Annotated in this window: 19 protein-coding genes and 3 pseudogenes; 5 read left to right on the top strand and 17 right to left on the bottom strand. The window is 68.3% G+C overall.

Annotated features, from left to right (window positions below; genetic code table 11):
• Positions 1–191: 191 nt before the first annotated feature.
• The 8 genes and pseudogenes from PV963_RS20760 to PV963_RS20725 all read right to left on the bottom strand — a co-directional run bounded on the left by PV963_RS20760 (position 192) and on the right by PV963_RS20725 (position 8,870).
• Positions 192–1,295: an SPFH domain-containing protein gene (locus tag PV963_RS20760; protein WP_274817245.1), complete on the bottom strand. Its 1,104-nt coding sequence runs from the start codon at positions 1,293–1,295 to the stop codon at positions 192–194.
• Between the two features lie 30 nt (positions 1,296–1,325).
• Positions 1,326–1,763 carry an NfeD family protein gene (locus tag PV963_RS20755; protein WP_274817244.1) on the bottom strand — a complete coding sequence of 146 codons (438 nt, stop codon included), beginning with the start codon at positions 1,761–1,763 and terminating at the stop codon, positions 1,326–1,328.
• Positions 1,764–2,545: 782 nt separating this feature from the next.
• Positions 2,546–3,591: pseudogene (locus PV963_RS20750) on the bottom strand (PucR family transcriptional regulator).
• 77 nt (positions 3,592–3,668) lie between these two features.
• Positions 3,669–4,886, bottom strand: coding sequence for a cation:proton antiporter (locus PV963_RS20745; RefSeq protein ID WP_274817243.1), 1,218 nt, complete (start codon positions 4,884–4,886; stop codon positions 3,669–3,671).
• A 565-nt stretch (positions 4,887–5,451) separates the two neighbouring features.
• The gene (locus tag PV963_RS20740) at positions 5,452–6,987 is read right to left on the bottom strand and encodes a potassium/proton antiporter (protein WP_274817242.1); all 1,536 of its coding nucleotides are present in this window, start codon (positions 6,985–6,987) and stop codon (positions 5,452–5,454) included.
• A gap of 45 nt (positions 6,988–7,032) precedes the next feature.
• Positions 7,033–7,323 carry a DUF3040 domain-containing protein gene (locus PV963_RS20735; RefSeq protein ID WP_274817241.1) on the bottom strand — a complete coding sequence of 97 codons (291 nt, stop codon included), beginning with the start codon at positions 7,321–7,323 and terminating at the stop codon, positions 7,033–7,035.
• Between the two features lie 90 nt (positions 7,324–7,413).
• Positions 7,414–8,694: an SLC13 family permease gene (locus tag PV963_RS20730; RefSeq protein WP_425541026.1), complete on the bottom strand. Its 1,281-nt coding sequence runs from the start codon at positions 8,692–8,694 to the stop codon at positions 7,414–7,416.
• Between the two features lie 14 nt (positions 8,695–8,708).
• Positions 8,709–8,870 (bottom strand): hypothetical protein, encoded by a 162-nt coding sequence (locus tag PV963_RS20725; protein ID WP_274817239.1) that lies wholly within the window; start codon positions 8,868–8,870, stop codon positions 8,709–8,711.
• Positions 8,871–9,315: 445 nt separating this feature from the next.
• Between PV963_RS20725 and PV963_RS20720 the strand changes: the two genes are divergently transcribed.
• The 4 genes and pseudogenes from PV963_RS20720 to PV963_RS43650 all read left to right on the top strand — a co-directional run.
• Positions 9,316–10,263: a sensor histidine kinase gene (locus tag PV963_RS20720; RefSeq protein WP_274817238.1), complete on the top strand. Its 948-nt coding sequence runs from the start codon at positions 9,316–9,318 to the stop codon at positions 10,261–10,263.
• Positions 10,264–10,265: 2 nt separating this feature from the next.
• A complete protein-coding gene (locus tag PV963_RS20715; RefSeq protein WP_274817237.1) occupies positions 10,266–10,925 on the top strand; it encodes a response regulator in 660 nt (219 codons plus the stop codon).
• Between the two features lie 295 nt (positions 10,926–11,220).
• Complete coding sequence (locus PV963_RS20710) at positions 11,221–11,484, top strand: hypothetical protein (protein ID WP_274817236.1); 264 nt, start codon at positions 11,221–11,223, stop codon at positions 11,482–11,484.
• 203 nt (positions 11,485–11,687) lie between these two features.
• Positions 11,688–11,892 (top strand): annotated as a pseudogene (locus tag PV963_RS43650) (transposase family protein); the annotation flags it as partial.
• A 214-nt stretch (positions 11,893–12,106) separates the two neighbouring features.
• On the opposite strand, the gene PV963_RS44000 reads toward PV963_RS43650, so the two are convergent.
• The 7 genes and pseudogenes from PV963_RS44000 to PV963_RS20680 all read right to left on the bottom strand — a co-directional run bounded on the left by PV963_RS44000 (position 12,107) and on the right by PV963_RS20680 (position 15,758).
• Entirely contained in the window at positions 12,107–12,250 is a 144-nt protein-coding gene (locus PV963_RS44000) for a DUF317 domain-containing protein (RefSeq protein ID WP_425541025.1), read from the bottom strand.
• A gap of 210 nt (positions 12,251–12,460) precedes the next feature.
• Entirely contained in the window at positions 12,461–12,676 is a 216-nt protein-coding gene (locus tag PV963_RS43995; RefSeq protein ID WP_425540927.1) for a hypothetical protein, read from the bottom strand.
• 416 nt (positions 12,677–13,092) lie between these two features.
• Positions 13,093–13,494, bottom strand: a pseudogene (locus PV963_RS20700) (tyrosine-type recombinase/integrase); the annotation flags it as partial.
• A gap of 22 nt (positions 13,495–13,516) precedes the next feature.
• The gene (locus PV963_RS20695) at positions 13,517–14,644 is read right to left on the bottom strand and encodes an AlbA family DNA-binding domain-containing protein (RefSeq protein ID WP_274817235.1); all 1,128 of its coding nucleotides are present in this window, start codon (positions 14,642–14,644) and stop codon (positions 13,517–13,519) included.
• A complete protein-coding gene (locus tag PV963_RS20690) occupies positions 14,641–15,132 on the bottom strand; it encodes a hypothetical protein (protein WP_274817234.1) in 492 nt (163 codons plus the stop codon). Before PV963_RS20690 ends, PV963_RS20695 begins: the two co-directional genes overlap by 4 nt.
• Positions 15,133–15,177: 45 nt before the next feature.
• Positions 15,178–15,330, bottom strand: coding sequence for a hypothetical protein (locus PV963_RS20685; protein ID WP_274817233.1), 153 nt, complete (start codon positions 15,328–15,330; stop codon positions 15,178–15,180).
• A complete protein-coding gene (locus tag PV963_RS20680) occupies positions 15,327–15,758 on the bottom strand; it encodes a hypothetical protein (protein ID WP_342456390.1) in 432 nt (143 codons plus the stop codon). Before PV963_RS20680 ends, PV963_RS20685 begins: the two co-directional genes overlap by 4 nt.
• A 139-nt stretch (positions 15,759–15,897) precedes the next feature.
• Here PV963_RS20680 and PV963_RS20675 point away from each other — a divergent pair.
• Positions 15,898–17,060, top strand: a protein-coding gene (locus tag PV963_RS20675; protein ID WP_274817232.1) for an IS3 family transposase whose coding sequence is annotated in 2 segments (ribosomal slippage) — positions 15,898–16,182 and positions 16,185–17,060 — 1,161 coding nt in all. Because the reading frame shifts where the segments join, the coding sequence is not laid out codon by codon here.
• Here the strand turns inward: PV963_RS20675 and PV963_RS20670 are convergent.
• Both PV963_RS20670 and PV963_RS20665 read right to left on the bottom strand, forming a co-directional pair.
• Positions 17,029–17,874 carry a hypothetical protein gene (locus tag PV963_RS20670; protein WP_274817231.1) on the bottom strand — a complete coding sequence of 282 codons (846 nt, stop codon included), beginning with the start codon at positions 17,872–17,874 and terminating at the stop codon, positions 17,029–17,031. The two genes, PV963_RS20675 and PV963_RS20670, sit on opposite strands and share 32 nt — an antisense overlap.
• A gap of 26 nt (positions 17,875–17,900) precedes the next feature.
• Positions 17,901–18,350: a DNA-processing protein DprA gene (locus PV963_RS20665; RefSeq protein ID WP_274817230.1), complete on the bottom strand. Its 450-nt coding sequence runs from the start codon at positions 18,348–18,350 to the stop codon at positions 17,901–17,903.
• Between the last annotated feature and the right edge of the window lie 113 nt (positions 18,351–18,463).

The following is an 18,463-nucleotide window of genomic DNA, read 5'->3' as shown; positions in this document are numbered from 1 at the left end:
CTCGGGTCGGTGGGATCGGTGCCGGTCAGGGTGTGGTGCGTTCCAGGCGAAGATCAGGAGCGGCAGCCGGTCGCGAGCCAGGAGGGGGCAGGCCGGCAGGTCGGCGGCGCCGCAGCGGGTCGTCGCCCGTGGCGTCTGTCGCCGCCGCTCAGCCGCGTCACGGCGGTCCTGGCGACAGCCCGCGGGTGGGCTCAGTCGCCGGACGTCTGCCCCCGGCCCGGCACCTGGGGCGCCCTCGCAGCCTCGGCCTCGGCCTTCGCGTCGCTCACTACGGCGGCGGCCTGCTTTGCGACCTCATCAGCAGCCGCGGCAGCGTCGAGCGAAAGCGCCGAGCCTCCCTCGAGCTCCGCAGTCCCGCCTTCGTCCGACGCGCCGTCGGTAGTGGTTGTTCCCTCCGGTCGCGCAGATTCGGGAAGCCCCATCGTTGACTGATCGCCGAACGCGCTGGTGACGGCGCGAACTGCCTCGGTCAGCTCCCCCGGGATCACCCAGAACGTGTTGTTGTCGCTCTTCGCCAAGTGCGGAAGCGTCTCGAGGTACTTGTAGGCCAGGATCTTCGGGTCGGCATTGTTGCGATGGACGGCCTGGAAGACACGCTCCACCGCCTTCGCCTCGCCGTCCGCCCGCAAGATCATGGCTTGCTGCGTGCCCTGTGCCTCCAGGATGTCCTTCTGCTTCGTGCCCTCCGCGGTCAGGATCTTGGCTTGCCGATCCCCTTCTGCGTGCAGGATGGCCGCGCGCTTGTCCCGCTCGGCCCGCATCTGCTTCTCCATCGCTTCCTTGATGGTGTGCGGTGGATCGATGGCCTTGATCTCGACGCGGTTGACGCGGATGCCCCACTTGCCGGTGGCGTCGTCGAGTACGGCGCGCAGCCGGGAGTTGATCTCCTCGCGTGAGGTGAGCGTCTCCTCCAGGTCCATGCTGCCGATGACGTTGCGCAGTGTGGTCACGGTGAGCTGGTCGATCGCTTGCAGGTAGTCGGCGACCTCGTAGGCCGCCGCTCTCGGGTCGGTGATCTGGTAGTAGAGGACGGTGTCGATGTTCACCACGAGGTTGTCCTCGGTGATCACCGGCCTGGGGTCGGAGGAATAGACCTGCTCGCGCACGTCGAGTTTGGTGTTGACGCGGTCGGCCACCGGCACGACGAAATTCAGGCCGGGTTGCAGCGTCCGGCGGTACCGGCCGAACCGCTCGATGTTGTAGCGGCGGGCCTGCGGGATGATCCGCACGGTGGAGGCCACGAGGAAGACGACGACGAGGGCCGCCACAAGAGTGAGGATGACAACTGGATCCACAGTGTGCCTCCGTTGCTGTGTGTCAGCCGTTCACGGAAGGAGCTCGCGGGGGTAGACGATGGCCGTGGCGCCTTCGATCTCCATGACGTCCACCAGCGCTCCCACCGGGATCACATGGCTCTCGTCGAGGGCGCGGGCGGACCATTCCTCACCGGAGAGCTTGATCAGACCGTGGGTTGCAGTGACCTCCTGCACGACCTCGGCCCGCTTGCCGATCAGCGCGTCACTGCCCTCGCGTGTGAGGGGCCGCTGTGCCATGTGCCGCAGCGCGACGGGACGGACGATGACGAGGCCCGCTGCCGCTGCTATCGCGAAGGCGACGAGTTGGCCGACGACGCCGATGCCCACACCTGCGACTACGGCGGCCACCAACGCAGCGCCCGCCAGCAGCCCGAAGACCAGTGTCAGGGTGAAGAACTCCGCGGCACCCAGCACCCCGGCGGCGAGCAGCCATACGAACCACGGCATCAAATCGCCCTCCTTACAGAGGCCTTCCCCGCCGAGCTACCCGCCGTAACGCCGGGCAGAGCAGACATGGGAGCCGTAATTCTTGATCGTTGAAGGGTTTGCCCTGATCGGCGGGGGTACATACGGGCAGCTGAAGGCCGCGCCAGCGGTGCCGGACCTCCGGGCGCCGGGTACGTCAGGACACTGAGCGGTCCCAGCACGTCAGCCGCGATGCGCACCTGCGGTAGGCGACGCCGTCCAGGACGGGAGCGGTGACGATGGCTGTGGGATGCATCGCCGCAGTGAGGGCCACCAGCGCCAAGGCCGGGCCACGCCGTCGCCGGAATCCGCGCGGCTGGCGCGGGCGTCCTGGTCTCCAGACCGCGGGCGAACTGAAGGTCGCTTCGCCGCGTCTGCGCCGCAAGTTCGTGCAGCGGATCGGTGCCGGGCTGCGTCATGGCTCCTCCTCCCGGGGAACCGACACATAAGGATTCATGCCAATGTCACACACAGCCTTGCGGCATCACCATCGGGCCCAGCACCCATTTCCGCCGGTACCCGACACCCACTACCGGCCGACACCTGGGCGCCGGCGGTGCTTCTCGCCCGGCCGCTCCAGTCCCGAGTCGTGCGGGGCAAGCGCCTACGCGGAATCCTCCAGGGCGTGGGCAAACACAGGACTCGCCAGGTCGGCGCTTACGTCAGAATCTCGTGAATTGCCGAGGGGGATCTCCGGCACACCTCTTGCCGACTGTGCCGGCGATGCCTGCGTCGGTCAGGCGGTGGCCTTGGGGGTCTGTGGATCACAGGGGTCTGGTCGGCCAGTCGAGCAGGCGGGCGCCGATGACCGCGGTCTGCAGGGTGTAGCGGTGTGCGGGGTCGGTGGGGTCGGTGCCGGTCAGGGTGTGGATGCGTTCCAGGCGGTAGGTCAGGGCCCTTACGCTCAGGGACAGTCGGCGGGCGGTTTCGGCGGCCACGCAGCCGGTGTCGAAGTAGGTGGTCAACGTGGCGAGGAGGGGCTGGGCTCCGCCGCGGGCTTGCTCCAGCGGGCTGAGGGTGCTGCGTACGAGGTCCATCAGCGCCTGCCGGTCACGGGCCAGGACAGGGAAGACCAGCAGGTCGGCGGCGCGCAGCAGCGGGTCGTCGAAGCCCATGCGCTGGGCGACGTCGAGGGCGTTGAGGGCTTCTTCGTAGCTGTGTCCGATGCCCACGGCGCCGGGCCGATGGCGACCTGGCGGCCATCGGTGGCGTCATGGGCCTGTTTGGCGAAGTGGGTCAGGACGTCGCCCTGGTCGCCGGGGGCGATGCAGACCATCCGTCCGTCCTTGGTAGTGAACAGGATCCGCCGGTTCTCGAAGCGGCCGAACAAGGCGTCCTCCACCTGGCGGGGGACGGGGTCGGTCTCGTCGTACTTGGCGGGACCCTCGGCGACGGCAACCGCGTGGGCGCGCGACAGGCGCAGCCCGAACTGTTCGGCACGTGCGGAGAGATGGCCCGGGTCGCCGCGTCCGTGGAGCAGGTCGTCGATGAACTCGCGTCTGGCTGCTTCTTCTTGCCGTATGACGAGGCGCTGTGCGCGCTCGTATCCGTCCGCGAAGGCGTCGATGGCCTGTGCGATGACGGACACGACGCTGCCCGGGGTTGCCGCGGTGGGCCAGCCGGTTCGGCTGGCCGTGAGATGTTCGCGCACGAGCACACGCCATCCGTAGCCCGATGCCGCGGCTTTCGTGCCGAGCTCGCGGCGGGATTGCAGTTCGTCACGGGTGAGGCGGCGGCCAGTGGCGGAGGCTTCCGCCAGAATCTGGACGTAGCCGTCGAGGAACTCGCCAAGTGTGTCGTGCGCGGTCATGTGCCCCTCCTCCCAGTTGCCGGGTCGCGGGTCCCCGTTCCGGTGTGGCGTTCGCCGACCGGGCCCACGGACGGTGCTCAGACCTGGGCGTGGGACTTTGCCCGCTCCGCATCGACGGAGTCGGAGGCCGGTGCCGACGCGGTGGACCGGCGGGCGAGGCGGCGAGCCAGCGGCTCGGTGTAGCGGGCGGTGAGCGGGCCGACGATGACGAGGATCAGGACGTAGGCGGTGGCCAGTGGCCCGATACGGGGCTCGACACCGACGGCGAGTCCGGCGATGACGATGGAGAACTCGCCGCGGGCGACGAGGGTGCCGCCGGCGCGCCAGCGGCCCGCACCCTGGATTCCGGCGCGGCGTGCGGCGTACCAGCCGGTGGCGACCTTCGTGCAGGCGGTGACGATGGCGAGCAGGAGAGCGGGGACGAGGACGGGCGGAATGTCGGCGGGGTCGGTGGACAGGCCGAAGAAGACAAAGAACACGGCGGCGAACAGGTCCCGCAGCGGGGTGAGGAGGTTGCTGGCGCCTTCGGCGACCTCGCCGGACAGGGCGATGCCGACGAGGAAGGCGCCGACGGCCGCGGAGACCTGGAGCTCCTGGGCGATACCGGCGACCAGCAGCGTCAGGCCCAGCACGACCAGCAGCAACATCTCGGCGTTGTCGGAGGAGACCGCGCGGCTGATCAGCCGTCCGTGGCGCAGTGCGACGTAGAGGACGGCGCCGACCGTGCCCAGGGAGATCAGCAGGGTGACGGTGCCGCCGGCCAGACTGACGCCTGCGAGCAGGGCGGTGAGGATCGGCAGGTAGAGGGCCATGGCGAGGTCCTCGATGACGAGGACGCCGAGGACGACGGGGGTTTCGCGGTTGCCGAGCCGGCGCAGGTCTCCGAGAACCTTGGCGATCACCCCGGAGGAGGAGATCCAGGTGACGCCGGCCAGCGCGACGGCGGCCACCGGACCCCAGCCCAGGATCAGGGCGGCGATGGCGCCCGGCACGGCGTTGAGGATGAAGTCGACTACACCCGAGGGGTATTGGGTCTTGAGGTTGGTGACGAGTTCGGAGGCGCTGTACTCCAGGCCGAGCAGGAGCAGCAGCAGGATGACGCCGATTTCGGCGCCGGTGGCGGTGAACTCCTCACTGGCATCGAGCGGGAGGATGCCGCCGTGACCGAAGGCGAGTCCGGCGAGGAGGTAAAGAGGGATAGGGGAGAAACCCACTCGTCCGGCGAGGCGTCCCAGCAGCCCCAGGGCGAGGATGATGGCCCCGAGTTCGATGAGCATGGCGGTCGTGTTGTGCACGGGCGTCTGTCCTCCGGTTCGGCGACGGCGTCAGTGCCTTCTCGGCTACGGGTGGCGCGCGGGCGCTGCCGGTGAGGTCGGCGATACGGTCGGGCGCAGGCAGTGCTGGGTCAGGCCGAGTAGGCATGACCGGGTGGGGCTCGGCGTACTCGTGTGCCACGGGGCACAAGCAGGGGGCGGCGGTGTGCGTTCAGTCGGGCAACACCTGGTGCGTGCCTCGGACCGAGGGATCAGACGCTGGGAACGGCGCGGTCCGGTTCAGGCACGCTGTCACGAGCGGTTGCGGGCACATCAACGGCCCGGACAACTCGATCCATGTCACGCCCCCCATCGCACCGAGATCCAGAAACTCTGGAAAACAAACCGCACACAATGAGCGAACAGCCGCTCAACGGAGCGTCAAGGCTCGGTAAAGAAGCTTACCGCACGACTAATCACGCATAGATCGCATTCAATTACATACCGGCAACAATGGGAGCAGAGATCACGGCTATTGGGCCGAACGAGTGTCCGCTCGGGGCTGCGCGCCCAGGGGGCTGGGTTGTCGGGTGCACTCTGTGGGGCGTCATTCGGTCCGTGCTGGAGTGGCGGGCTCCGCTTCGGGGGCACCGTGTTCGCCGAGCCAGCGGGCGAGTTTGCCGCGTCGGCCGATGGCACGGAGCCGGCGTTCTGTGGCTTCCCGGGTTTGGGGGGTGGTGATGAGCAGGAGTTCGTCGTCGGCGCGCAGCACGGTGTCGCGGTCGGGTACGAGGGTGGTGCCCTCGCGGACGATCAGGGTGACGACGGTCGGGGGCGGCAGCCGGAGTTCGAAGACGGCGACGCCGTGCAGCCGGGAACCCTTCGGAATGGCGACGGTGAGCAGGTCCGCGTCCAGTACGTCGAGCGGGGCGGTCTCGACCTGGATCTCCCGCAGGGCGTCGGGGCGCGCGAGGCCCAGGTGCCGGGCGACGGTGGGCAAGGTGGGGCCCTGGATGAGGGTGAACAAGGCCACGAGGACGAACACGATGTTGAGTACGTCGCGGGCGTTGGTGACGTCGGCGACGATGGGGAAGGTGGTGAGCACGATGGGGACCGCGCCGCGCAGGCCGGCCCAGGAGATGAACGCCTGCTCGCGCCAGGGGATGCGGAAGGGCAGCAGGCAGGCCAGGACGGAGACCGGGCGGGCGGCCAGCAGCAGGACCAGGCCGACGACAAGGGCCGGGAGGATCGCGGAGGGCAGTTCGCTGGGGTCGACGAGCAGGCCGAGCATGACGAACAGGCCGATCTGGGCCAGCCAGCCGACGCCTTCGGCGAAGGAGCGGGTGGCGGCGCGGTGGGGAAGTTTGGCGTTGCCGAGGACGAGGCCGGACAGGTAGGCGGCGATGATGCCGCTGGCGTTCACCGCTCCGGCGGCGGCGAAGGCGATGATGCCGAAGCCGACGGTGGCCAGGGGATACAGGCCGGTGGCGGGCAGGGCGATGTGGCGCAGGGCAGCGGCGCCCAGGCGGCCGATCAGTACGCCGAGCGCGCCGCCCACGGCGAGCTGGTAGAGCAAATTGCCCAGAAGGGGCGCGGGGCCGGGCAGGTCGGCGGTGGCGGTGGTGGTGGAGAAGACCAGGACGAGGATGATGGTGGGGGCGTCGTTGAAGCCGGACTCGGCCTCCACCAGCGCGGTCACTTTCTGCGGCAGCGGCAGCGCGCGCAGGACGGCGAAGACGGCGGCGGCGTCGGTGGAGGAGACGATCGCACCGAGCAGCAGGGCCAGGTGCCAGTCCATGCCCAGCAGCCAGTGCGCGCCGGCGGCGGTCACCGCGACGGAGACGGCCACGCCTGCGGTGGCGAGCACGCCGGCGGGGGCCAGCAGGCGTCTGACGTCGCTCCACTGGGTGGTCAGGCCGCCCTCGACGAGGATGACCGCCAGGGCGGCGGTGCCCAGTGCCTGGGCCAGCTGGGCGTCGTCGAACTCCAGGCCGAGCCCGTCCTCGCCGGCGATGACGCCCACTGCGAGGAACAGCAACAGGCTGGGCAGGCCGATGCGGTGGGCGGCACGGGCGGCGGCGATGCTGGCAAGCAGCACCGTGCCGCCGATCAGCAGCGTCAGGTACAGCTCGGACAAGGTCATCGATCGGTCCTTGTGTCATCCGCGGACGCCTGACGGTCGGTGAGGTCAGGACCGGGACGGGGGGCCGCGGTGCCGGCGTGCGTCCCGCTCGGGGTCGAACAGCTCTCCGGCCATACCGGCCAGGACCAGGCCAGTGGCGATGAGCAGCCCGTGCCCCAAGGCAAGGCCAGCGCCCAGCACGGCCAGGGCAACGGCGAGCAGCAGCCACGCCCGGAGGTGCCGGTACTCGCGTGGCTGGCAGGGGCGGCCGACCCCGAGGGCGCGGGCGAACCGGGGGTCCTCGCGGTGCAGGCGGGACTCGATCTCGCTGAGCCGCTCGTCATCGGATCCGGGCACGATGCCCTCCTCCCGGCACGGGACGGCGGGCAGGCGTCGCGGTCGGCGGTGCGGGCCATCGGCTCTCCTCGCGGGGTGGGGGCATCACGATCACACCAGGGCGAAGTACCGCAGCCAGACATACGCGCCGGACACAGCGACGGTTACGGCGGTGACAATCAGTCCGTAGCGGCTGAACTGCCAGAACGAGATGTGGTGGCCCTCTCGCTCAGCGATACCGATGACCACGACGTTGGCCGAGGAGGCGATGATGGTGGCGTTTCCGCCGAGGTCGGCGCCGAGTGCGAAGGCCCACCACAGCATCTCCGCCTGCTCGGTGCCGCCCTGCGAGGCCACGATCTCGGCGACGATCGGGCTCACCGATGCCACGAAGGGGATGTTGTCGATGATCGCGGAGGGCACGACGGAGCCGAAATTCAGGGCCATCGCCGTGCCCAGCAGATTGCCGCCGGTCGCGTCGGCCGCCGCCTCGCCCAGGTCCCCGATCACTCCGGTCTGCACCATCGCGCCGACCATGACGAACAGTCCGGTGAAGAACGCCAGGGTCTCCCACTCCACGTCCTTGACCACGTCACCGGGAGCGAGCCGGGAGACGCCGAGCAGCAGCAGCCCGCCGCTGATGGCCACCACCGAAGGCTCCAGATGCAGCCAGGTGTGCAGGACGAAGCAGGTCATCACGGCGGTGATCACCACGCCGCTGACGATGAGCAGCCGGACGTCCTTGATGGATTCCCGCGGGTTCAGCTCCATGACGGACGCGGCGCGCTCGGGGTCGTAGCGGAACGCCTTGCGGAACATAACCCGGCTCATCAGTACGAACACGATCATCAGCACGACGACGATGGGCGTCATGTGGATCAGGAAGTCGTTGAAGGACAGATCCGCGCGGGAGCCGATCATGATGTTGGGCGGGTCACCGATGAGGGTGGCGGCTCCGCCGATGTTGCAGGCCATCACCTCGGCGATGAGATACGGCACCACGGGCAGCCCGAGCCGCCGGCAGATCAGGATGGTCACCGGCGCGATCAGCAGCACCGTGGTGACGTTGTCCAGCCAGGCGGACAGGAACCCTGTCGCCACGATCAGCAGCACCATCAGCCGGTACGGTCTTCCACGGGCCCTGCGCGCCGCCCAGATCGCGATGAACTCGAAGATCCCGGTCCGTTTCAGCACGGCGACGATCAGCATCATGCCGAGCAGCAGGAAGATGACGTTCCAGTCGACGCCCGCGTGCTCGGAGAAGAACGCGTGCTCGGCGTCGGTCGCCCCGATGAGCAGCATCACCACCGCGCCGCCCAGCGCGGCGGCGACCCGGTGCACCCACTCCGTCGCGATCAGCACGTAGACGGCGGCGAACACCGCTACCGCCATCCACGCCGTCAGGCTCACAGCGCCCCCTCGACCATGCCGCATCGGCCTGTTCCGCCCGGGCGGGCACCCGCGATGCGGCGCACCCACACAGCTGCCATGCGCCGCAACAGCAGCACCAGCAGCACCGGGCCGGAAACCGCCTCGGGGCGACCAGGTCGCTCCGGCGCTGCATTCATGGGTGTCAGGCTCCTCTCGTGATCCGACAGACCCGCCGCCCTGTGCCGCACAGCCAGACAACGCACCCCGCACCTGTGCTCACGGAAGGCGGAAACGGCAGGCAGCATGGCTGTACGGGACATTGAGGGCGGCAGCCCACCCACGCCGTAAGCGGTCGCAGTTGCAGCCGGTCTCCGGGCCGGGGTTGGTGGATTGGCTCCACCCTCACCCGCCCACGGGGGCGCACGCCATCGGGTCTGGCACCCAAATACGGGCGGGTCCGACCTGTAGAGATGGCCCGGAATGGGTGCCAGACCCGATGGACGCCCGCCCCGCTCAGCGACCACGCTGGAGCAGACGAGCGCCTCTGGGCGCGATAGCAGTCCTCAGCGGCCGGCCGGCGCACCGTCCGTGTACGGAGGCGATAGTGGGAGCGGGGGGACCACATCAGGGAGGCGGTACGCGGTGCCCTTGTTCTGGAGGGTCTTCCTGCTCAACGCCGTGGTGCTCGTCACCGCCACCGCGCTGCTGCTGGGCCCGGTCACGGTGTCCACCCCCGTCCTGCTCACTGAGGCCGCGGTCCTCACCGTGGGCCTGGTCGCGATGCTGATCGCCAACGCCCTGCTGCTGCGCATCGGCCTGGCCCCGCTGCAGCGCCTCGCCCGCGCCATGACCACCACCGACCTGCTGCGCCCGGGCACCCGCCCGGCCGTCGGCGGTCACGGCGAGGTCGCCGAACTGATCACCACGTTCAACACCATGCTCGACCGGCTGGAAGCCGAACGCGCCACCAGCGCCGCCCGCGCCCTGACCGCGCAGGAGTCCGAACGCCACCGCATCGCCCAAGAACTCCACGACGAGATCGGACAAACCCTCACCGCCGTCCTGCTCGACCTCAAACGCGTCGCCGACCAAGCACCCGGCCCGGTACGCGAGCAGCTGCACCAGGTCCAGGAGACCACCCGCGCCAGTCTGGACGAGATCCGCCGCATCGCCCGCCGCCTGCGCCCCGGCGTCCTGGAAGAACTTGGCCTGACCAGCGCCCTGAAATCACTCGCCACCGAGTTCACCGGCCCGTCCCTGCCCGTGCGCCACCACATCGCGCCCGACCTGCCGCCCCTGGGCGAGAACGCCGAACTTGTCCTTTACCGCGTCGCGCAGGAAAGCCTGACCAACACCGCCCGCCACGCCGACGCCACACGCGTCAGCCTCGCGCTGGAGCGGACACCGGACGCCGTGGAACTGCGCGTGCGCGACAACGGCAAAGGCGTCGACGGCGCCCCCGAAGGAGCCGGCATCCGCGGCATGCGCGAACGCGCCCTGCTGATCGGCGCCGACCTCACCCTCGGCCCCGCACCCGACGGCGGCACCCAAGTCCGCCTGACCGTCCCCACCCGCCACCGGAGTCAGTGACCATGACCGAGGCGACGCCCGCCCGCATCCTGCTGGCCGACGACCACCACCTGGTCCGCCGCGGAGTGCGCCTCATCCTCGACAGCGAAGCCGACCTCACCGTGGTGGCCGAAGCAGGCGACGGCGCCGAGGCCATCGAAGCCGCCCGTACCCACCACCCGGACCTGGCCATCCTTGACATCGCCATGCCCCGTCTGACCGGCCTGCAGGCCGCCCGCGAGCTCTCCCGCACCCAACCGGAGCTGCGCATCCTCATGCTGACCATGTACGACAACGAGCAGTACTTCTTCGAAGCCCTCGCCGCCGGCGCCTCCGGCTACGTCCTCAAATCCGTCGCCGACCGCGACCTCGTCGAAGCCTGCCGCGCCACCATGCGTGGCGAACCCTTCCTCTACCCCGGCGCCGTCAACACCCTCATCCGCAATTACCTCGACCACGTCCGTGAAGGCCAGTCCCCGCCCGCCAGGGCCATCACCGACCGCGAGGAGGAAATCCTCAAACTCGTCGCCGAAGGCCACACCTCACAGGAGATCGCCGACATCCTCGTCATCAGCCCCAAGACCGTCGAACGCCACCGCGCCAACCTGCTGCAAAAGCTCGGCCTCAAGGACCGCCTCGAACTCACCCGCTACGCCATCCGCGTCGGCTTGATCGAACCCTGACGCCCGGCATCCGTCGCCTTCAGCCACCCGCCGCAGACAGGATGGCTCGTCGCGGCTACGCCGGTGTGGCAGGCGCAGGCTGAGGGCGGTGCGCGGGCACGGCGCTCCAGTGAGCGGTGTGCATCGTGAAGGCGCAGGTCACAGGTCCGGTGGTCGGCGGCCGATGACCATGGCGTAGATCATCAGGCGGGTCCGGCTCCGGCGGGATGCCGGGTTCGGCTGCGCCCACGACCGGCCCCCGCCTACGATCCGTCAGCAGGTCGGCACGCCGTGAGAACGCGGGAGGGCGCGGGGGATGAGCAGGCTGCTGGAAGCGGTGTGTGCGCTGACCGTGGGCATCCTCGTTGCGCTCCTTGTATGGGGTGCTAACCCTGGCGCCGTGCGGGTGGCGTGGCGGGAGGGCGAGCTGAGCGGTGCGACGGTCGTGTTCGTGGCGGCGTGTGCACTGTGGCTGGTGCTGTGGCGCAGGCGTACCGGGCGCGGCCGGCTGGCATGGCCGCTTGTGGTGCTGCTGTGCGGTGCGGCTGTTGCGCTGGTCGTGGCGGCCATGGCCGGTTGACCGGCGCAGGCAGGCAGGTAGGGCTTCCCGTTCTTGTGGGCGGGGAGCCCCGCTGGCGTTTTCGGGCGGTGTTCTGTCCCGGGAGGTTGTGGACGGTGAGGCAGGTCTCCGCTGAGGGATCTTGGCAGGAGGGGCAAGGTATCCCTGCGTCACGGCTGCTGTGTCGCCGACCTGGTCCGATTCCGGGGCGTCACGCCTGCGATTACAAGGCCGCCCGGAACCGGCCCCTGACACGAGGCCAGAAGCTGTCCAACACGGCACTGGCGGCCGTCCGGGCATCCGTCGAGCACGGCTTTGCCCACCTCAAGAACTGGCGCGTCCTTGGCAAGGTACGCACCGACCCCGCCTGGGCAGAGCGCCCTGGTCAGGGCCTTGCTGGTCCTCACGAACCGCGAAGTCGCCCGATGACCGACGATCTTCACCAAAGTCACCTGCCAGCGACCAGCACGAGCATCCCGATGCCCACGCACACCAGCCCTGTGACCAGCAACTTCAGCTTGCACACCTCCCGGTGGTCCGACGTCGCTGCCGTGGCTGGAGCGCGACCTACCCGGCGTCCGGATCCCCTTGCTGCGCGGGCCGGAGACAGCAAGGGGCGCAGGGGCAGCCGGAACCGCGGGAATCAGCTGCGACGGATCACGGTAAGCCGCCCCACCGCGCTCCTCGGCAGCGTGCGGCGGGGCACCGGAACCGGCGAGGCCAGCGAGGACGCGAAAGCGGCGACCAGGTCGTAGGGGACGCTGGCGCTGAAGCTCGCACACCACAGGTACGGGACACCAAGGACCGGCTCCGCCCACGCCTGCCATCGTCCTGGGCCGGTCCACGTCCCGGATCCAGCCCCGCGCGGTCAAAGCGGCCAGCACCGCCTCTGGCTCCATGACATCGGCATCGGGCATGTCCCGTGCATCGAGCGCGACCAGGAGATCGGTGACCGCCTCATGTGGCATGCCGGTGCTGAAGTACTTGTTCCACTCTGTCATCGCGGAGGCCGCGTGCGTGCGGGCCTCAGCTGCAGGGCAACGGGCAGTCCGCCGAGCTCGAACGGGCGGCTGGCGAGGATCCACTCTGCGCCACGCAGCTCGTCCGGGCTCACGTACAGCAGCGTGCAGCGGGACGTCGGCCACATACGCCAGCCGAGGCCGGTGAGGGTGTCGCCGATCCGCTCGGCGAGCTCGCCGTCGTCACCGGCCAAGTGGCGTGGGGTGACCCAGTACACCGGGTCGGGCTGGGAGGGATGGCTGGGATGGTGCGGGGACAGGGGCGCCTCCAGAGGCTTGGGAACGGGTCATTCGTCGTCGGGATGGCTGGCTCCCACCGCGGTGGGAGCCTGGTGCCGTGGCGACTACAGATCCTTGGGGAAACTACTGGTCATCCAGGGGGCGATGCGTGAGCGATGCGTGAGCGGACGGTGCGGCACAGGGTGGATTCAGTGGCAGGCACCGACGAGCCCGCAAGTCGCTGATCAGGGGAAATGGGATCCGATGTGATCATGTGGCACCAGCCGTCACAATGCCGCGAGCCCTTGTAATGCGTAGGTCGTCGGTTCGAATCCGACAGGGGGCTCACTGAACCCCAGGTCAGAGGTTTACCTGACCTGGGGTTTTTCGTTCAGCGGATACGGCGGCGACGCCGGGCGCGCGCGGCACGGCGGTGCCCGGTCTCAGTTGTGGTCTCAGACACGGGTTCCGGGGCAGGCTCCGGGCCCGGCATGAAGGTGTCTCCCGTGCGGCGCACCGCGGCCTTGGCGAGGTGGGATCTGCCCCTGACGTACCGGCGGGTCTGGCCGATCTGGGAGTGCCTGAGGATCTCCATGATCGTGGGCATGTCCGCGCCCAGCTCGTTCAGGATCGTGTCGGCGGTGTGGCGGCTGCCGTCGTGCTGGCGCCGACCGTCGATGCCAGCTTCCTTGAGTAGCTCCTTGAATTCCTCCCAGTCGTCTCGGGGGTCGATCGGCCGGCCGTAGGGTCGTGTGAAGAGTGCGTCGTGCTCTTGCCACTCGTCGCCCGCTGCTCTACTGGAGCATCGCCAGCGACTACCAAAGCTTACCCGCGATTAGACGATGGAATTCTTTAGGTGAAACGGGAAGGTTTCCGTCGCCTCGCCGTCTGGGAATGCTGAAGAAATGGCCCCCTCCCGGCAAGTCTTCGCCGAGTACAATAAACGGCTGGATGGAGGGATTCTGGGGCGGAATGTAGACGTACATTACGCTACCCTTTCGAGTCCTGATGCTCGCTATTTCCAGGCCGATTACCATCGGGTGAATATGCGCATCGGCGATATCGCGCGCTTTCTGGACTAGCTCTGGAATCGTTAGTTCAATCCGCGGGTTCAGGTCAAGTGGTGCGAGTTTTCTGAAAACTTCAACTCCGCCGGGCTTCTTGTCCGTCTTTGCGCCAATAAGAAGTAGGCCGCCGGTGGGTGAGTTTGCGAATTGAGCGATGTCCTTGGCGAGTTCAATCTTCCATGAGGAGCTCTTTAGGTCGATGAGCTCTTTTGCGTCGAATTCGCTACCCTCTGTCAAGTGCCCCACGAGTAAGTGTGCTAGGTCTTGTTTCAGGGCCTGGACTATGTCGGCGGGGGTCAAGCTGTCTGGCCAGGTCGTTGAGCAGGCTGCTACGGCTAGCGATTCGGCAAGGGCTATCGCGGTAGACATCTCTCCCTCTTGCCTGACCCATGCGGCCGTTATGATCCATGGATCGCCGTCTCGACTGGCTGAACCCTTGAAATCAATCATCTTCAGATTGTTTCGGAGTAGCAAGACTTCTGCCCTGTGCCTCATTTCTGGCTTGTCGACCAAGTGATGGGATGGAATGTCAAAGTCAATTTCGGTTGGCGAGTCTACGAATTGAGTAAAGCAGACGCTCGCGCCTCCATGGATTGGCCCCGTGTAGACCGCGACGTAGTCGTTGGTGCTCTTGTTTGGTGCTGGGCTATCGCCTTCCTGTATCGTGGAAGCGACGCTCCGATGTGTCCATATTTCTGAGAGTGTAGGTAGAAGGTCGCTGAACTTGAAGTCAGCTTCGCATTCACTGTCGAGGCTGGTCTCAATAGTGTCCGTGGGGTAAGTGCGCCTGTATGATGCAGTGAGAACGAGGCGGCCATTTCGCGAGATTTGAGTCATGTCATCTGAGGTGGTACTCAATGTGAATTCTTCCATCATGCGCGTAATGATGTCAGAAATCGATGCCGGATGCCTCTCGTTTCCCTGGGCTTGAGGGCATGAAGGCAGGGGGCGGCGCCTTGTAATGCGTAGGTCGTCGGCTCGAATACGACAGGGGGCTCAACGAGAAGGCAGGTCAGGGGCCCTGGCCTGCCCTTCACCATGAGGCTCCTGTGTGAGCGGTTGTGCCAGAGACCGGCCTCCGGGCGCGGGGCCGCCGCGCGCTCCATCAGAGCCTCCTCGTACTCCTGGAACAGCTCAATGAACGTGTCGCTGGTCAAGCTGATCGGCGGGAGGTCCGCGTGGGCGACGATCTCAGGGAACGCGCACTGACCATCGCCGGGTGCGGCCACGACCGTCTTCCTGCGTGAAGATCTTCCCGGTGTCCGCGCCCACGGGAGCCGCTTCTCCAAACGGGCGGCCCGCTCTGCGGCCTGCCGCTCGCGGTGCGCCCGCAGCACCGCCACCGTCTCCCGGTCCAGCTTCACGGCCGCCGCGGATCCGTCCGTCTTCGCGTCCGTCTCGATGGGCGTTCACCCATCCGTCACGATCTCCTTTGCCACCGTGATCTTGCGGGTCTCCCAGTCGATGTTCGTCCAGTCCTGGCCCACTCCCTCGCCGCGGCGCAGTCCGTGGTGGGCGACCAGGTGGTGGCAGGCGACCGTGCGGGGGGGGCGTTCCGTCATGCTCCGAGCACGTCCATGAGATGGTCGTCAAGGTCGGCTACCCAGTTCTCCCGCTGCCACGGCCTCAGTTCCCTGCGGGCCCGGCGCAGGCGCAGCGCCGGCACCCGGCCCCCTGTGGTGGACGCGGCGGCCACACAACCGTGCAGCAGGTCCGCGGCCGCGCGAGGTTCGCCCAGCCGGATCCTGGCGAGCGCCTGATCGGTGGTCACGATCGCCCGCTGAACCTGCTCGCGCGGCGCCCTCAGCGCCTCGGCCGCCTGGGCGAACCGGTCGTGTGCCTCGCCCGCGTCCCCGACGTACAGCTCACACAACCCCTCGAAGCCCTTTTCCACGTCGTACCAAGCAAGCCCCAGTGCGGTCTGCGCCTGCCGCTCGTGCCCGGCCCGCGCGGCCAGCTCTGCCTGGAGGGCGTGGGCGCGGGCCCGCATCAGGGAGCTCTCCCCGGTTCGCGCCGCGCGGACGGCCTGATCGACCAGGTGCCGTGCCCCATCCAGACCCGGGTCTGATGCACGATCGGGTGACATCTGAACTGGCTTGCCCTGTGGGGCGGGTGGGAAGGATGTCGCTGTGCCCAAGCCTTATCCGGAAGAGTTCCGCCAGGACGTCGTGCGGGTCGCAAGGAACCGCGGACCGGGTGTGACGGTCGAACAGGTGGCCACCGACTTCGGAGTCCATCCGATGACGTTGTGGAAGTGGATGCGCCGCGCGGACATCGACGATGGGAGCAAGCCCGGAACGACCAGCCAGGAGAGCGCCGAGCTTCGGGAAGCGCGTCGGCGGATCAAGCTGCTGGAGCAGGAGAACGAGGTCCTGCGCCGGGCCGCGGCATACCTGTCGCAGGCACATCTTCCGGGAAAAGGATCTACCCGCTCGTGAAGGAGCTGGCCGGGGACGGGGTGCCCGTCACGGTTGCGTGCCGGGTGCTGAAGCTCGCCAGACAGCCCTACTACCGCTGGCTGGACCAGCCGGTGACCGATGCCGTGCTGGAGGAGGCGTATCGCGCGAACGCGCTGTTCGACGCGCACCGTGACGACCCGGAGTTCGGCTACCGCTTCCTCGCCGACGAAGCGCGCGGCGCGGGGGCCGTGATGGCGGACCGGACTGCATGGCGGATCTGCCGGGACAACCGCTGGTGGAGCGTGTTCGGCAAGAAGCGCGGCAAGGGCAAGAAGACCGGCCCGCCAGTGCACGACGACCTGGTCCGCCGTGACTTCACCTCGACCTGTGCGAACCGGCTGTGGCTTGCCGACATCACCGAGCACGCCACCGGCGAAGGCAAGCTCTACCTCTGCGCGATCAAGGACGCCTTCAGCAACAGGATCGTGGGCTACTCCATCGATGCGCGGATGAAGTCCCGCTTGGCCGTGGCCGCCCTGGACAATGCCGTGGCCCGGCGTGGAGACGTCGACGGGTGCATTCTGCACAGCGATCGCGGATCGCAGTTCCGCTCCCGGAAGTTCGTCCGGGCGCTCGACCGTCACCGGATGGCCGGATCGATAGGGAGGGTTGGAGCTGCCGGTGACAACGCGGCGATGGAGTCCTTCTTCAGCCTGCTGCAGAAAAACGTCCTCGACCGCCGGGTCTGGGCTACCCGTGAAGAACTGCGGATCGCGATCGTCACCTGGATCGAGCGGACCTACCACCGACGCCGCCGACAAACGTCGCTCGGCCGGCTGACCCCCATCGAATTCGAGACCGTCATGACCACGCCGGCCCTCCAGGCCGCGTGACTGCACCTGCCACCCGAACCTGCATCAGACCCCCCTGGGCGGAGTAGAGAGTGACGAGAGCGTGGCTCATGTGGACGCTGGCCTGCTGCCACGGTTCCGCCAGACGGCCGGCTTCCCCGGTGGCCTCCGCGTACAACGCTCGGGACGCCGCATCGTCTCGTGTCTCGAAGGCGAGGCGTCCGGCGAGCGTGGCAGCGGCCACAGCGACCTTCCGCAGCTGCGGGAGCAGGGGCTCGGGCACGGGCCCTGCGAGCAGGCGCCGTGAGGCCTCGACGGCGGGCGCAAGCACGAGCTGCAACCGCACCATCGGCAGGCTGCCGATCTCTGCGTTGACGTCCACCACGACAGATGCCAGCCCATCGATGGTGTCCTCGTCTGACCGCGACGGGTCCTCGAGGGCCGCGCTCAGTCTGGCCTGGACGCCAGGCGCGAGCAGGGCGAGCATGCCCCCGCCCGCGTTCGTGGCAGCCCGCAGCACGAGGCTCCGCAGCTCCGCCGTGCGCCGTTCACTCTCGCCCAGCAGACCGAGTGCATTCAGGTACTCGGCGAAGTCGCTCCCCGCGCCGAGTACCAGCGACCCGCCAGGGGTGCGGGCGTAGAGGTGGGCGAGCAGCAGCTGGTACCGCTCGTCCGGCATCACTGGCTTCACGGCCTCCCAGCGGGCGACGGAACGCTGCACGCTGGCCACGGCCGGCAGCGCGGGCTGATGCAGGTCCCCGGCAAGCTGGACGAGCGCACGCGCGGCGGCGAGGGACAGGCCGCGTCGCTTGCGCAGCCTCTTGAGCACCGCAGACCCTGCGGCCCTGTCCTGCATACGGCTTATGGTGCAGCAGCCGACGGCTACACGGGCACAATCAGGCGTGGTTTCCCCTGATCTGCTGTGTAGTTGAGGGTCTGCCACGTACCCGAGGCCGGTTCGGCGTGGTGCGGGAAGCCGGCCGTCATGCCGCTGCGGTCGACCATCCAACGGTTGCGGGCGTGGAACGCCGGCGTCTTCAGCTCTCGGGCCCGCAGCTCGACAATCTCTTTGATGCGGTCACGGACTCGGGCGATTGCCTGGCGGGCCTCGGCCGGCTGCTGGTCGAGGGTGCCGGGGACCACGACCGTAAGGTCGGCGTCCGTGTTACCGGCCAGCCACAGCAGGGACAGGGAGTCGATGCCCTTGGCGCCCCCGATGTAGAAGTGAGCGTTGCGGGAGAAGGGGCCAAGGTGGTCCCGGAACAGGGTGGCGTACTCGTCTAGGCTTCGGTGCCCAGTGTTCCGGGTGCCGGTAATCGCCACGGTCCGCATGATCAACTCCCTGTCATAGGTTGTCATATCCCGCGCCGCTCGCGCTGTTGGGATGGTCTGCGTGTGGACACCAACGACCTCCAACTTCTCGCGGGTTATCTGGAGAAACGCGA

The sequence above is a fragment of the Streptomyces coeruleorubidus genome (assembly GCF_028885415.1).
In the GTDB taxonomy this organism is placed as follows: Bacteria; Actinomycetota; Actinomycetes; order Streptomycetales; family Streptomycetaceae; genus Streptomyces; species Streptomyces coeruleorubidus_A.
The sequence above is the reverse complement of the archived record's forward strand: the minus strand, read 5'-3'. Positions and strand labels throughout refer to the sequence as shown.